13 protein-coding genes and 2 riboswitches are annotated in these 15,224 nt (G+C 45.0%); of the genes, 6 read left to right on the plus strand and 7 right to left on the minus strand.

Features of this window, described 5'->3' with window-relative positions; genetic code table 11:
• Positions 1 to 38: 38 nt before the first annotated feature.
• From ON01_RS15875 to ON01_RS15890, 4 genes are all read right to left on the minus strand, one after another.
• Positions 39 to 1,955 (minus strand): vWA domain-containing protein, encoded by a 1,917-nt coding sequence (locus ON01_RS15875; protein ID WP_010531989.1) that lies wholly within the window; start codon positions 1,953 to 1,955, stop codon positions 39 to 41.
• A 50-nt stretch (positions 1,956 to 2,005) separates the two neighbouring features.
• Positions 2,006 to 2,887 (minus strand): ATP-binding protein, encoded by an 882-nt coding sequence (locus ON01_RS15880; protein ID WP_010531990.1) that lies wholly within the window; start codon positions 2,885 to 2,887, stop codon positions 2,006 to 2,008.
• A gap of 294 nt (positions 2,888 to 3,181) precedes the next feature.
• Positions 3,182 to 4,648, minus strand: a complete 1,467-nt coding sequence (gene nhaC, locus ON01_RS15885; protein ID WP_280990996.1) for a Na+/H+ antiporter NhaC — start codon at positions 4,646 to 4,648, stop codon at positions 3,182 to 3,184.
• A 142-nt stretch (positions 4,649 to 4,790) separates the two neighbouring features.
• Entirely contained in the window at positions 4,791 to 6,140 is a 1,350-nt protein-coding gene (locus tag ON01_RS15890) for an alanine/glycine:cation symporter family protein (protein WP_010531992.1), read from the minus strand.
• 166 nt (positions 6,141 to 6,306) lie between these two features.
• Here ON01_RS15890 and ON01_RS19640 point away from each other — a divergent pair, with 166 nt between their 5' ends.
• Positions 6,307 to 6,468, plus strand: a complete 162-nt coding sequence (locus ON01_RS19640; protein WP_010531993.1) for a hypothetical protein — start codon at positions 6,307 to 6,309, stop codon at positions 6,466 to 6,468.
• Positions 6,469 to 6,515: 47 nt separating this feature from the next.
• Here the strand turns inward: ON01_RS19640 and ON01_RS15895 are convergent, their stop codons facing one another.
• A complete protein-coding gene (locus ON01_RS15895) occupies positions 6,516 to 7,031 on the minus strand; it encodes a GNAT family N-acetyltransferase (protein WP_010531994.1) in 516 nt (171 codons plus the stop codon).
• Between the two features lie 186 nt (positions 7,032 to 7,217).
• Here ON01_RS15895 and ON01_RS15900 point away from each other — a divergent pair, with 186 nt between their 5' ends.
• Complete coding sequence (locus ON01_RS15900) at positions 7,218 to 8,243, plus strand: proline dehydrogenase family protein (RefSeq protein WP_010531995.1); 1,026 nt, start codon at positions 7,218 to 7,220, stop codon at positions 8,241 to 8,243.
• 43 nt (positions 8,244 to 8,286) lie between these two features.
• On the opposite strand, the gene ON01_RS15905 is transcribed toward ON01_RS15900, so the two are convergent.
• Positions 8,287 to 9,744, minus strand: a complete 1,458-nt coding sequence (locus tag ON01_RS15905) for an aldehyde dehydrogenase family protein (RefSeq protein WP_010531996.1) — start codon at positions 9,742 to 9,744, stop codon at positions 8,287 to 8,289.
• Positions 9,745 to 9,923: 179 nt separating this feature from the next.
• On the minus strand, positions 9,924 to 11,045 hold the full coding sequence (locus tag ON01_RS15910; protein WP_010531997.1) for a PLP-dependent transferase: 1,122 nt from the start codon (positions 11,043 to 11,045) through the stop codon (positions 9,924 to 9,926).
• A gap of 86 nt (positions 11,046 to 11,131) precedes the next feature.
• Positions 11,132 to 11,234, minus strand: a riboswitch (SAM riboswitch).
• Between the two features lie 182 nt (positions 11,235 to 11,416).
• On the opposite strand from ON01_RS15910, the gene ON01_RS15915 reads away from it, so the two are divergent.
• The 4 genes from ON01_RS15915 to queF all read left to right on the plus strand — a co-directional run bounded on the left by ON01_RS15915 (position 11,417) and on the right by queF (position 15,171).
• The gene (locus ON01_RS15915; protein WP_010531998.1) at positions 11,417 to 11,740 is read left to right on the plus strand and encodes an HAD family hydrolase; all 324 of its coding nucleotides are present in this window, start codon (positions 11,417 to 11,419) and stop codon (positions 11,738 to 11,740) included.
• Positions 11,741 to 12,557: 817 nt separating this feature from the next.
• Positions 12,558 to 13,619: a dipeptide epimerase gene (locus ON01_RS15920; protein WP_010532000.1), complete on the plus strand. Its 1,062-nt coding sequence runs from the start codon at positions 12,558 to 12,560 to the stop codon at positions 13,617 to 13,619.
• A gap of 80 nt (positions 13,620 to 13,699) precedes the next feature.
• Positions 13,700 to 14,353: a ribonuclease H family protein gene (locus ON01_RS15925; protein ID WP_010532001.1), complete on the plus strand. Its 654-nt coding sequence runs from the start codon at positions 13,700 to 13,702 to the stop codon at positions 14,351 to 14,353.
• A 197-nt stretch (positions 14,354 to 14,550) separates the two neighbouring features.
• Positions 14,551 to 14,597: riboswitch (PreQ1 riboswitch) on the plus strand.
• 79 nt (positions 14,598 to 14,676) lie between these two features.
• Positions 14,677 to 15,171 carry a preQ(1) synthase gene (gene queF, locus ON01_RS15930; protein WP_010532002.1) on the plus strand — a complete coding sequence of 165 codons (495 nt, stop codon included), beginning with the start codon at positions 14,677 to 14,679 and terminating at the stop codon, positions 15,169 to 15,171.
• Positions 15,172 to 15,224 lie beyond the last annotated feature (53 nt).

Below are 15,224 nucleotides of genomic sequence, written 5' to 3' on the forward strand. Positions count from 1 at the left end.
GCGAGAGCAGCCTCAACTCGTGCAAGACAACCCTCTACTTACAGCATTTTCAACAGCAATCTCTTCAGCAGGGGAGCAAAGTGTTCCGGCAATTCGGAAACTGTCGGAATCATGATACGCTCTCTACCATAAATGTTGCGCATCAGTTCGTCTTCTTGTTCGCTGATGTGGCCTTCTGCTAGAAACATGCCGATAACATCCATACCTTTTTTGCGGGTCTCGGAAACAGCAAGGGTCGTGTCCACGATGCCATTTTCATTGTAATTCGATGCGGCTGGTTCGCCGTCTGAGAAAACAAGCAGGAAGCGGTTCTTTTCACTCCGGGCTTCCAATTCCTCGGCTGCGACACGGATGCTGTAACCATCGCGGTTATCTTCCTGGGCTTCCAGCTGCATAATCTTCGCGCCGTTGTTCTGATAAAGCGAGTCACGAAAGGAATGAATCACATGAAAATAATTGGGCTGGAACTGATCTTTTACTGCTGTTGCTTCTTCCCAGAAACCGATGATGGAATGGGGGATTTTCAAATCTTTCAGTACCTCATGGAACAGGACAATTCCTTTTTTGGTTTCTTCCATCTTATTCAGCATGGAGGCTGAGCAATCGACGAGCAGGGTAAAGGCAGCATCCATTTCCTTTGATTCTTCATCTTTTTTATAGAAAAGCCGTGGAAATTCTTCGGTTGCCGCTGATACCAGTTTTTTTGACAAACGGCCGGTCGTCAAGTTGCTTCGGGGTGATTGCCGTTTATGCTCTAGCATTTTTTCAATTGTTTTCGAAAGCCGGCGCTGATAAGGTGCGATTTCGTCGGCATATTGGTGATATAGCTTTACATCTGCATCAGTCGGTGCTTCAGCGTTTTTAATCACCTTAACAGCGTACTGATTTTCCCGGCCATAGGCACCGCCGGCAGACTCGGTGTTCTGATTGTCCTGGCGTTTTTCCATGGCTTCCATCTCAGAATAATCATTTTGCTCGCTTTTTCCTGATGCACCCTGCATGGCGGCCATAGCCTGGTCGCCTTCCTCGGTTTCGCGGGCGCCTTCACCCATCAGGCTTGAGCGTGTACCTTGTTCCAATTCAAACTGCATGAAATTTTGCTTGCGGTCGGCATTTTCGTTTTCGCCGTGCCAGGTGGAAAATTGCTGTTCGAATGTTTCACTGTCTTCCTCACTGACATCCTCCTCAAGGCTTTCATTGGCAAGCGAGTCGGTGCGGGTTAGCTCATCAAAGGCATTTTTTTCTGTATAGCTGGAAAGGTTGGCGATTGGAAGTATGACATATTCATGCACCATGTCGGTATAATCAGATTCCAGCCGAAAGACGATCTGTTCAGTAATTCGGACTATATCGCTTGTACTGCCGGCGTCAAATAACTGAAAAATCATCGGTTTTAGTCTCTCCAGCTGTTTAACTTGTCTGTCATTGGCCGCCGGGAATGAAGGATCGGGTGTCTTAGCCTGTGTCAGCAAATAAACAAGACAGTATAATTCATCAAGGGAGAGACTCCGCGTCACATTTGCCTCCAGCTGCTGGGTAAAATACCGGTTTAAGTAGTCTCTGCGAATCGTAAATAATCCCGCTGTCCCGGGACGCTGCTTTTTGACGATTTCTTCAAGCCGAATATTTTCAAACAGTGTGAATAGCTGACCGGCAAATTTCGGGAGACCTGATTCGGACATATTTTCCATAAATTGCTGCATTGTCTGAATATCAGAATGATGCAACGTTCCAACCGTCCGCAACAGGATATCCGTTTTGAGTCCAGCCTCCTTGGCTTTGGCGTTGCCAATCCCCCAATTGGCACTTGCAGTTAGTTTATATTGTTCATTATCGATCGCTGACCCATAGGCATAGTCAAATTTTAACTCAGGAATCCCTGAGAGCACCGATGCCAGATCCTGTAACTGCAGGTATAGTCGGGTATCGATATTGGTTTCACGGAATCGAAACATACAAATTCTCCTATTCGAGGTAGTGTAACACTCTAATACCCACCCCAATTTTAGCTGAAGAGCGTTTCAGTCATGGTCATGACGAATTCCTTTTCCCGATCTTCGTCTAGTTTATCTGCAATGGCGCGGCGAATAGCCCTTTTTGGCGGGATCATCGCACTCAGGTCACAAGCATCAATCAATGCGCGGACTGATGCGGCATCTTCTGCCAGCTTGCCCTGGGCTACCGCCTGAATCAGATCTTCGGAAAGCTGTACGAACAAGTCAATTGTCCGTCCATCCTCCAGACGGCTGGTGTTCTGAATCAGTTCTTTCAGTTGCTTACCTTGCAAATAAGGAATATCAATAACGACGAATCGGTTTTTCAGGGCTTCATTGAGCGGGACCGTCCCGACATAGCCTTCATTGATCGCGGCAACGACACCAAAACCATCTTTGGCAGTAATAATTTCCTCGGTGAACGGGTTAGTGATGGTGCGCCGGTAGTCCAGAACGCCATTAATGAGCGGCAACGTCTCTGGCTTAGCCATGTTAATTTCATCGATATATAGAAATGTTCCGTTCTTCATCGCATTCGTAACAGGACCGGGCACAAAGTCAATGATTTGTCTGTTGTCTTCATAGTCGAGCGTTTTAAACCCCATCAGGCTTTCCGCGTCTAAGTCGACCGAGCAATTGACATTGAACATTGGCTGATTAAACAAATTGGACAACGTCTCGGCAAATCGTGTTTTACCTGAACCGGTCGGGCCTTTCAGCAGCACATTTTTTCCCATGCTTAAGGCCGTGATGGCATCTGTCAAAAGATTCTCTTCAGGCGGCACGTATCCGCCTTCACGGATGAGGTCGCTGAATTCATTGTTTTGATAGGTATTTCGATTATCATCTATTAAATGTCTGATTGGCTCAGGCAGCTGGTTATATTGTGTCATGGCTGAACTCCTTTCCTAATTTATTGTAACCTTTGTGATGCGGGGAAGAAAGCTTCACGCATGGGAAGGACTCGCGCAGCAAACGAGGAATTTCGAGCGGCGCGGTCTTGACATCGCGCAACAAACATGAAATATCGTGCGACAAGCCACTATTTCGCGCAACACAGATCTAATTTCGCGCGACAGCTGCATCATATCGCGCGACACCCAATACTGGAAAGTGTTATACCTAAAATTACCATCCAATTCGCCGAACAAAAAAGCACCCCGCTTTATTAAATGGGGTGCTTTTCGCTATGTTGTCTGTGTGCCTTCCGAATCCTGCGCAGTATACCAAATGAATTTATTCGTATAGCCGTAAATGATCACAAGGACGATTGCGGCAAAATTCAGCCACAGAAACGGCACATATTGCAGGACTGGAACCCCGAACATTGCGGCCATGAATATGCCGTTATCAGACCATGGGACCATCCCTGATGTTAATGTGCCGCCCACTTCCGTATTCCGAGAAAGAATACGCCGGTCAACGTTCAGACGGTCATAGTTCTTCTCCATAATTTTTGGCGTTAAGATTAACGAAACATACATGGCACAGCCAAACACATTGGATAAAAATCCGGTCAAAAGCGTTGAAACCGATAGACGGCCAGTATTCTTAATGAATTTTGTAAACGAATCAACAAGAACCTGCAGTGCGCCGATGTAATTCAATAAACCGCCAAACCCAAGTCCGAGGATGATGACCATCACCGACCCGACCATGCTCGTAATGCCGCCGCGGTTCAACAGTTCATCCATAAATTCATTGCCGGATTGCAGACTGAATCCGTCATAGGCGGTGCCTAAAGCCGAAACGAAATCCATGTTCTGGAATATCGACGCCCAAACGGCGCCGAGTAAAGCACCGAATGCAATCGTCGGAAAAGCGGGTTTTTTCATGGCTAATAAAACGATGACGATAGCAGCAGGGAGCAGCATGATCCAGCTGACATTAAATTCGTTGCCGATCGCTGTCATAATCGAATTCACTCTGCTTAAGTCCACGTTATCGGCTGTATACGTAAAACCTACAATTGTAAAAGCGGTGCCGCTGATAATGAGTGCCGGCACACTGACATAGAGCAGTGATTTGATGTGTTCAACAATGTTAACCTTCGTAATCGAAGCAGTCAGGACGGTGCTGTCGGACAACGGTGACAGCTTATCGCCAAAGTAGGCACCTGAAAGAACAGCCCCCACAACCATCGGGAGCGGCATGCCCAATCCTTCTCCGACACCAACCATGGCGATCCCCGCTGTTCCGGCGGTTCCCCAGGATGTTCCTGTTGCCAGTGATGTTATGGCACAAAGGATGACAGTGGCTAATAAGAATATGCTTGGATGAATAAATTCCAGACCAAAATAAATAATGCTCGGTACAATACCGCCTGCGATCCAGGTGCCGATGAGTGCCCCGACAGCGATTAAAATTAATACGGCTTCCAATCCATTGAAGATGCCGTTTTTCAGCGCTTCCTGTAAATCATCGTACTTATATCCCAGCCTCAGCCCCAGCAAAATGACCAAAAATAATGCGATAAATAATGCCAATTGAATGGACAAATTAAAAATACCGGTGAATGAAAAGGCGATTGCCAGGAATAAAACAAGTAAAATGAGCACCTCTAAAATGGTTGGATTTCGACCGCTATTTTCAAGGTCATGATTCATTATCATTTTTCTCCTCTCTGAAGTATAATCGTGGAGCTTGTTTAAAATGTATGATAAAAGTCATTTCAGGATGACGCTCAATTAGATGCATATCGAGGGACAACAGCAGTTTTAATTGGAAAATGAGGCTGAAATGGCATTGGAAAGCGCCCCGCCCCATAAGGGAACAAGGCGCTCCGTACACGTCTTACTATGCGGCATTTTTCTTTTCGGCGGACCGTATTGCATTAAACCGTTTCGTTTCCTTAACAACGACTCCCGATAAGAATAAGAGGCCGATCAAGTTAGGTATGGCCATTAAGCCGTTGAAAATGTCGCCCAGATTCCATACGGTTTCCAGCGACAGCGTAGCTCCCGGGATAATTGCCAGTACAAAGATAACCCGGTAAAGTAAGGTTAAGTTATCTCCTACCAAGTAAGTGAAACATTTCTCACCGAAATAGCCCCAACCTACAATAGTCGAGAAGATAAATGTTAAAAGCGTCACTGCAACGATAATCTCACCATATCCAGGCAGCAGTGCTTCAAATGACGATGCTGTGAGCGCAGCACCTTCTTCACCGCTCGTATACAAGTCAGCCATTGTCAGTGTAAGTCCTGTAATCGTACAAACAATAATGGTATCGATAAAGACTTGAGTCATGGAAATGAGTGCCTGGCGCGCCGGGACGTCTGTACGGGCAGCTGAAGCGGCAATTCCGCCGGTACCCAGACCTGCTTCGTTAGAAAACAAACCGCGGGCAACCCCCATTCGGATAACTGTTCCAATAGCACCTCCAGCAGCGGCCTGGCCGGTAAAGGCATCACTGAAAATTAACCCGAAAGCTTGTGGTACGATATCGATATTCGTAAAAATAATAATAAAGCCGGCTATCAGGTAAAACACGACCATGACAGGAACGAGAATACTAACTGTCCGACCGATACTTTTAACGCCGCCGATGATGACAAGCCCGACGAGAATGGCAAATATTAGACCGGTTGCCCAAAGCGGAATGTTAAACACATCCTGGGCAACATCTGAAGCAGCATTTGCCTGAATCATGTTGCCGATTCCGAAGATGGCTGCAAAGACGGCGAAAAAGGCGAAAATCATACCCAGCCATTTTTGTCCCAGGCCTTTTTCAATATAATACATCGGCCCACCAGACATTTCACCTTTGTCGTTCGTCTGCCGATATTTTACCCCGAGTACGCCCTCGGAATACTTCGTTGCCATTCCGACAAGGGCTGTGATCCACATCCAAAAAACGGCACCAGGACCGCCGGCTACCACCGCTGTTGCTACCCCAACAACGTTACCAGTTCCAACCGTTGCAGCAAGCGCCGTCATGAGTGCCTGAAAATGGGAGATATCCCCTGTGGATTCTTTGTCATGTTTTTTAAACGTAATACTCAATGCATATGGAAGCATTCGAAATGAAAAAAACGCTAATCGTACCGTTAAATATAAACCGGTTCCCACTAACAGGATAATCAGCGGTAACCCCCAGACGAAGCCGCTTATTTGACCACTTATGTTCGCAAGCCACTCTCCCATGTCAATCCTCCCCCTTTATGTAAATATAGTATAAAAGGTATACGAATATTATAAAAATGTCAATAAGTCCTACGAATAATTCTGTTAAATCTTAGACGTTTTGTCATAACATGATGACCGGCGGGGAAAATAAGTATGTGATACGACATGATAGGAGGAAAGTCATATGTCCGAACAAAACAAGAACCGCAATAAAGATAAGAATACACAGAACAATAAGAACAGATTTAATAAGCAAAAACCTGATCCTGATGTGGAGTTCGCGAAAGATCGGGAATTTCTCAATTTGGATAATAAACGCAATAAGCGGCACCGTCCGAATCACTGACATTCGAAAAGCTGCCGGTTTATACACCGGCAGTTTTGTAACTTATTTTATGTCATCTTCCAATAATCCCGCTGAAAAATACTCATCGTAATGCCATCATGATACGCCCCGTTGATAAAAAAGTGTTCAATCATCTTACCTTCCACCTGAAAGCCTGCTTTTTCATAAACATGACCGGCCTTTTCGTTTACTTTTGATACAATTAAGTAAAGTTTATGAAGGTTAAGGACGGAAAACGCATAATCCATCGCCAGTTTAGTCGCCATCCCTGCATAACCGTTTCCCTGATGGGCGGGATCGATCATGATCGCAAATTCCGCATTCCGGTGGCGCTGCTCTATGTCAAACAGTCCGACAAACCCTAGCTGCTTCTCACCATCTGTTAAAATGAATTCACGGTTTTTCGGGTTGTCCTTATCTTTGTCAAAGCTTTCTTTCAGTTGTTCCATGGACATATAAGACTCACTGAACCAGTAATTCATGACATCCGGGTTGTTGAATAGTTTGTGCAGAAATGTTAAATCATCTTTTTCAAGTGCGCGTAATCTTAAATTGTTTGCCATGTTGTCAAATCTCCTTTTACGAGTCATTAGGCTTAATTTTACCAGAAGCCCTTAATACAGTCATTTGAATATCTATAACTTCCATTTTATTTTTTCACTCTGTTTATAGTATAATAGAATTATCTTCTAGTATTAGCAATTGTTTAAACACTATCCATTGTAAATGAAGTCGGGGGAGTTTTCATCATGGCAAATGTAATGCGCGATTTTTTCATCGGACTATCAAATAATCGATTTTTGAATACACAGGCAAAAAAATGGGGATTTTCCCTGGGTGCTGATAAGTTTGTTGCCGGTACTACCGTTGAAAGTGTTATGGAAGCGGTTAAAGAATTGAATCATCAGGGCATCAGCTGTACGCTTGATAACCTGGGGGAGTTTGTTTCCGATAAAACGGAAGCAGGCGAGGCGAAAGATAAAATCATCAGGCTGCTTAATACGATCCATGAGGAAAATGTGGATTGCCATTTGTCAGTTAAATTAACCCAGCTCGGATTGGACATTGACCAGGCGTACTGTACTGAGAATATGCGAGAAATTCTCGATATCGCCAGGCAATATAATATTTTTGTGAACATCGACATGGAGGACTATTCGCACTATGACCAGACGCTGGAAGTGCTGCAGGCTCTTCGCAAAGACTATGATAATGTCGGGACTGTCATTCAATCATATCTTTACCGCGCAGAGGAAGATATGGAAAACCTGAAGAATGTGCGGCTGCGGATTGTCAAAGGGGCCTATAAAGAAAGTGAGGAGGTTGCCTATCCTGAAAAACAGGATATCGACCGCAACTTTCTGGAGCTTGCCAAACAGCGGCTCGCGGGTGATACGTTCACTTCCATCGGTACGCATGATCATCATATTATTAATGAACTGAAAGCGTTTGCTGATGAGCACAACATTGATCATGATAAATTTGAATTCCAGATGCTTTACGGTTTCCGGAATGATATGCAGAATAAGCTGGCAAATGAAGGCTACAACTTCTGCACCTATATTCCGTTTGGCGATGACTGGTTCGGCTATTTCATGCGCCGTCTCGCTGAACGTCCACAAAACATGACTTTGGTTTTGAAAGATACGTTTTACACCGAGGACAATAAGCTGAAGAAAGGTCCGATTGCTGCCGGTGGTGCAGTGGCGGCTACTTCAGCGATAGCCCTCTGGTGCGTCAAAGCAAAACGTGATAGGAAAAAGGATAATGAGTAATTCTATGCAGTGTCGTGATTGTACGACACTGTCTTTCATCTCCCTAGTATGGGATTTCACGCTGCTGATAGTGGACAGAGATCCATTTCAGCGTTGTAAATTCTTCCAGGCTCCAGTCGCCATTCAATCGGCCCATACCGGATTTCTTTTCACCACCGAAAGCGACAATCGGTTCGTCGTTGATCGTAATGTCGTTCACATGAACCATGCCGGTGTGCACTTTCTTGGCTAATTGAACACCGCGTTCACCGTCGGATGTATGAACAGCACCGCTCAATCCGAATTCGGTGTCATTGGCGATTTTGATTGCCTCTTCGTCTGTTTCAAATGTCATCACACTGACAACCGGGCCGAACAGCTCTTCTTGGGCCACAGCCATGTCCGAGGTTACATCAGTCAATATGGTTGGTTCCACCATATTGCCGGAGATGTCGCCTTTCAAAATTGGCGTAGCACCTTGTTCGATCCCTTTATCAATAATGGCTTTAAGGTTTTCTGCCGCGCCTTCATTCACAACAGGGCCAATGACGGTGTCCGGATCCCGCGGGTCACCGGTTTTGAGTGATGCAATTTTCTCCTTATATTTCGTGATGAATTCGTCGTAAATGGATTGATGCACAATGATGCGGTTAGCGGACATGCAGATTTGCCCCTGATGTGTAAACCGGCTGAATGCTGCTGCCTCAACTGCGTAATCAACGTCGGCATCATCAAGGATAATGAACGCGCTGTTGCCGCCTAATTCCAGTATCGGCTTTTTGAAATGTTTCACTGCTAACTGGCCGATATGGCTGCCGACTTTGGTTGAGCCGGTAAACGATATGATTCTTGGTATCGGGTGTTCCACAAAAGTGTCCCCGATTTCGTTGATATCTGTGACAACGACGTTAAACAAACCTTTTGGGACGCCTGCTTCTTCAAAAATTTTAGCAATCAGTGTTCCACCCATAATAGGCGTTTCCTCATGCGCCTTTAGCACAACACCGTTGCCAGCACCGATTGCAGGAGCAACCGATTTGATGGATAGGAAAAATGGAAAATTAAACGGGCTGATGACTCCGACAACACCCGCTGGCATCCGATATAGACGGTTTTCCTTTCCATTTTCCACGGAAGGCAGAATTTTACCTTCCTTATTTAGCGGGAATGTCGCGGCTTCCTTGATCATGTCTTTAACAAGCCCGATTTCAAACGCGGCTTTTAGGCGTGTTCCGCCAAGTTCGTCAATAATGATATCAGTGATGTCCTCTTCATGCTCCTCAATGTACGTGACGGCATTTTCGAGCGTGTCACGCTGCTTGTAAGGGTTGATCTGGTTCCATTCATCCATTGCATCTTGAGCAGATTTGTAAGCTTCATCGACATCCTCTGTGGTGGCCATTTTGAATTGCGTGATACGCTCGCCATTGTATGGATTTTTATCAGTTAACGTATTGTTGCTTCTACCGTCGCGCCAAGTACCGGCAATATACTGTTTGTTGAGAGAATTGATGTTTGTCATAATGTGCCTCCAAGTTGTTCTATACAAGCGTGATTCATCTTTTAGGATATACCAATTTAAGCATTTTAATTGTGACAGAGACAGACAAAATCAGGTACTTGAACAAGCGTTTTTCGTTAATAAAGGGACATCACTGCTTTATCCCGACTTCAACAGACAGTAAGACCCCGCTTTATTCTCTATCCATTCTTCCTTTCCACTGCGGCAAATCCCTGCTTAAGATCCTGAATCAGATCATCCGCATGTTCTATCCCTACTGACAGCCGCAAAAGTTCGTTGGTCAGGCCGTATGAATTGCGCACGTCTACGGGAATTTCAGCATGTGTCTGTGTTGCCGGATAGGTGATCAGGCTTTCAACACCACCAAGGCTTTCAGCAAATGTGAGCACATTTAATGCCCGTAGAAATGGCACCACACGATTTTCATCTTTTAGGAAAAAGCTTAGCATACCACCCTTGCCTGGATAAAGTACGTTTCTGACGAGCGGCTCAGATTCAAGATATTCCATAAGTTGTTTTGCATTCTGTTCGTGCTGGCGCATGCGGAGGGGCAGGGTTTTCATGCCACGCATGACAAGCCAGCAGTCGAATGGTGACAGAGTTGATCCTGTTGAATTGTGGATATAAGCGAGCTCTTCACTTAATTCCATTCCTTTGGACACAACGACACCGGCCAGGACGTCATTGTGCCCGGCAAGATACTTGGTGGCGCTGTGGATCACGATGTCAGCCCCCTCATCAATCGGTTTTTGAAGGTAAGGCGTATATACCGTGTTGTCCACGATAAAAAGCAGATTATTCGCTTTGGCCACACTCGAAACAGCTGTCATATCAATGTTTGTCATGAGCGGGTTCGTCGGAGTTTCGATATAGATCGCTTTCGTGTTTGACTTGATTTGCTTTTGCAATTCGTGCGCATCGCTGCCAATCCAGTATGTAAATGCAAAGCCCTGCTTTTGTTCGAGCAAATCAAAATAGCGATAGGATCCGCCGTAAACATCACGACAAGTTATGACATGATCCCCGCTTCTAAACAGCGAAAATACAAGCTGAATCGCACTCATTCCGGAGCTTGTGGCAAATGCTTTGTCGCCATTTTCAAGGTTGGCCATTGCTTCTTCAAAAACATCCCGTGTTGGGTTGCCCGTCCGCGTATAATCGTAGCCATTGCCATGCCCAATCTCGTTGTGTCTGTAGGAAGTGGATAAGTAAATCGGGGTGCTGACCGCTTTTAATGCTTCTTCTTTCCGGTTGCCGATCTGGGTAAAAACTGTTTCACTATGGTGTTTCTGATAGGACATGATATCCCTCCTCCGATATGTAGTAAAGCGCCATAAATCAAAAAAACCTCTTCCGGATAAGAAGAGGGTAAACAAGTACCTGATGCTTCTTATCTAAAAAGCTTGACGCTTACTGGAATTGGCACAGTACTTTTGAAGTCTGTTGCCGAGGCTTCACAGGGCCAGTCCCTCCACCTCTCTGGATAAGAAAAAGAATCACTATGAAATTGAATAATTATATCCAATTTACAGCGGAATTTAATTGCTGTCAACAGTTTTTCTGGATTCGGCCATATTTCTAACCGCGCGGATCATGCTGCTTCTTTTCCGAATATTTACTTTTTTACCGGACTAGCTTACAATAAAATGAAGAGGTGGTACCCCTGGGCGTTGTGACAGTAGGCTTTGACGGCACCCTGTATCAGGGCAATTCATTTAAAGTGATGTTTCAAGCAGCAAATAAATCATTTGGCTGGAAACAGTGGAGCGTGGTTGGAACAGGTATTGTTAAAGCGGCAGCTGGAGGTCTGATTAAAGGCAAAAATGCGTTTCGCATGCGATTTTTTAAAGCTTTTGCGAAGTCGTTTAAGGGCATGACGCAAACCGAACTTAATGCGTTTTTTCAGAAACGTGTTGCGATGGGTACAAAGGATGCCCATTATGACTTGATTCATAAATTCACGAGCATGAATGCCAGAAGGGGCTGGGCAATCTGACTGGAGACGAGACGGAGGAAACATGGGCATATGCCGACAGTAAAAGTGATGTCCCATTGTTTCAGTTTGTCAAATATCCGATTGTCGTGAACCCGGATGAAGACATGAGAAAGATAGCTGCGAATGGAGGATGGGTGTTGTTTGGCTGAATAAGATACGGGCATAAAAGAGACGTTTGATGTTGGCGGATACTAGATGTTTACAGCCAGCAAAATTCTTGAAGAACTTGTTTAGGATCTGTGCACTCAAGTAATCTGGATTTATGGATTTTGTCTCTTTCAGTAAAGATTACTATTATTTATCTTACAGTTGATATAAATTGCGACACAAACCAGAAGTTAGCGAGAATCTCTAACGACGCAGCTGGAATATACTCGCTTTCCGTGGGCTCACCACAAGCCTCCTCGCTCGCATAGAACGCTCGCTGTGGGGTCTCTTAGGCTCGCTGTCCCACAGGAGTCTCGCATATTCCAGCTGCTTTTAAGCGTTAAGCAATCCAGTTTTATCTGTCATAAAATATTTTGTTTTACCAAGATATAGTGAACAAAACTTAGCGGAGGAAATACACGGAGACTCCTGTGGGAGCAGAGGCATAGGTGAGACCCCGCAGTGCGTCAGCACGCGGAGGCTCACCAGCCGCCCACGGAAAGCGAAGTGTATTTCCGAAGCGACGTTATTCCACTCAACCTTTACGTCGCAGTTTATGGATTTTATGTAAAAAAACAACAATTTTCTTAGGAAACAGCATAGATTTTTATATGTAGAGTGTCATTTATTTGGGGAAGTGAATAATGGAGTTTTGAATAGGGGGCCGCTTTTGAAAATTACTGAAGTCCGCACAAAATGGACAACCATGCCATTGAAGAAAGCATTTAAAACAGCATTGCGGAAGGTTACGGAAATTGAAGTGATCGATATTGAGATTCGTCTGGAAAATGGTGCGTTCGGTACAGGCTCGGCTGCATCCACATGGCAGATTACGGGGGAATCACTTGCCAGCATTCAGGCGGCGATTGAAGGGCCCATCAATCAGGCTGTGCTCAATCGTAATATCGAGGAATTAGAAGATATTTTAACAAACGTGGAGACGAGCTGTGTCGGCAATACAAGTGCCAAGGCTGCCGTTGATATTGCACTTCACGATACTTATTGTAAGCTTTATGGCCTCCCGTTGCATCAGTATCTCGGCGGCAGATCGGCGTTTCCTGAAACAGATATGACGATCAGTATTGATGCGCCGGAAGTTATGCAGCAGGATGCGAAAGAAAGGATCAGACAGGGGTATAATACACTGAAGATCAAAGTGGGCAGTGACGAACAATTGGATATTAGCCGGTTAGAAAAAATACGTGCGGCTGTAGGTGATGACGCAGCACTGCGTTTAGATGCCAATCAGGGATGGACTCGGAAACAAGCGGTTAAAATCATTCGTTATTTAGAAGAAAATGTGAACATTGAACTGATTGAACAGCCAGTCCCGGCAAATGACTTTGAAGGACTGAAGTATGTCCGTGACCGGGTTGACACACCAATTATGGCGGACGAAAGTCTCTTTTCCCCATTCGATGCGTTTCGTCTGATCAAAATGGAAGCGGTTGATTTACTGAATATTAAGCTAATGAAGAGCGGTGGAATTCGCCGGGCGAAGCAAATTGCCGATACAGCGAAAAGTGCAGGTATTGAGTGTATGATTGGCAGCATGATGGAATCGGCCGTTTCGTTAACTGCAGCCGTACATCTCGCTTATGCCCACAGCAACATTACATACTATGATCTTGACGCAGCATTATGGCTGAAAGAACAGCCTGAGGAAGGCGGCATCACATGGCATGGCGCAACGGCTAAGCTGTCCAACAAGCCGGGTCTGGGCTTTAGCTGACTTTTCCCGAAAATAATGACAAGATAAAACGGGAACACTGTGTAAGACGAACCAATACATTTCACAAAGGTGATTTTACCATGAATGTCAGGATTGAGTTATCATATATCACACCCAAAGGCACGGAAGCTTCGTTCAGTTCCGATGAAATGCGGGCGGCTAAAGCACTTCTCTTGGCTGAAGATCTGGAAAAAACAGGCCGGGCAAAAGAAATCATATTCATTGATCAATATGAGAGTAAATGGACGATGAAGGAGTTAAAAAAACAGATGGAGGCTCTTAATACCGAGCCACATGAGGTGACAGTCTATTTTGACGGCGGTTTTGACCTGACCACTAGAAACTCTGGTCTGGGCTGTGTTATCTATTATGAACAGAACGAAAAATCTTGGCGCCAGCGTAAAAATGCTCGCGTCGAGGAACTTGAAACCAACAATGAAGCTGAGTATGCGGCATTGCATCTGGCTGTACAGGCGCTGGAATTCATGGGTGTCCACCATCTGACAGTAACGTTTGCCGGTGATTCGCAGGTTGTCATTAATCAGCTGAAAGGTGAGTGGCCGTGTTATGAAGCGGAATTGAATCGATGGGCCGACAGGATTGAAAACGATCTTGACAGGCTAGGGATTGACCCGGAATATGAGCTGATTCCCAGAAAGCATAATCAGGAAGCGGACCGTCTGGCATCACAGGCGTTAAAAAGTGTTGATGTCACGAGTACGAGCGAAATTTGATTTTCAGTTTCTCGCAAGCAGTTATGCTGATCGCGCAATAACCAGGGGATTCCGCGCGGTAAGCCATCAAAATCGCGCGGCAACCCCCAAAATTCGCGCAACCGCCGTATTAGTAGAGTCTAGTAATTTGACAAAAGTCTATTTCCGTTATACAATAACTTTGCGTGAATTGGATAAAACTATATCCGTTCTTGAAGACGGTAGAGGTTCTTAGCTTTAACCCTCTATAAAAAACTAAGGACAGATGATTACGAATTGTTAAACCATGTGCCTTAGGCCGTGGTTTTTTTATTTGCCAAATGTTGGGCAGGAGGTTTTTTGCGATGACACAGCGACGTAATGATTTACAGGGCTTAACACAATTGGGAAATCAAGGGACAGGTTACCAGTTTGACTATACACCTGAAGTGCTCGAGGTAATTGAAAACTTACATCCTGACAGGGATTATTTTATCAAATTCAACTGTCCTGAATTTACGACACTTTGTCCGCAAACCGGGCAACCTGATTTTGCGACAGTCTATATCAGCTACATACCAGACCAAAAAATAGTAGAAAGCAAATCCTTAAAGCTGTATTTGTTCAGTTTTCGGAATCATGGAGATTTTCATGAAGACTGCATCAATATTATCATGAATGACTTAATTGATTTGCTGGATCCGCGATACATTGAGGTGTGGGGCAAATTCACACCCCGTGGTGGTATATCTATTGATCCGTATTGCAACTATGGAAAGCCGGATACCAGATTTGGACAAATGGCCGATCATCGCCTTATGAACCATGATTTGTATCCCGAAAAGGTTGATAATCGCTAATAGTGGTTGTTCAAAAAATCCGGTAAAGTGTGACACACACCGGTTGTCTAGTT

The organism is Lentibacillus jeotgali, from assembly GCF_000224785.1.
GTDB classification, from domain to species: Bacteria; Bacillota; Bacilli; order Bacillales; family Amphibacillaceae; genus Lentibacillus; species Lentibacillus jeotgali.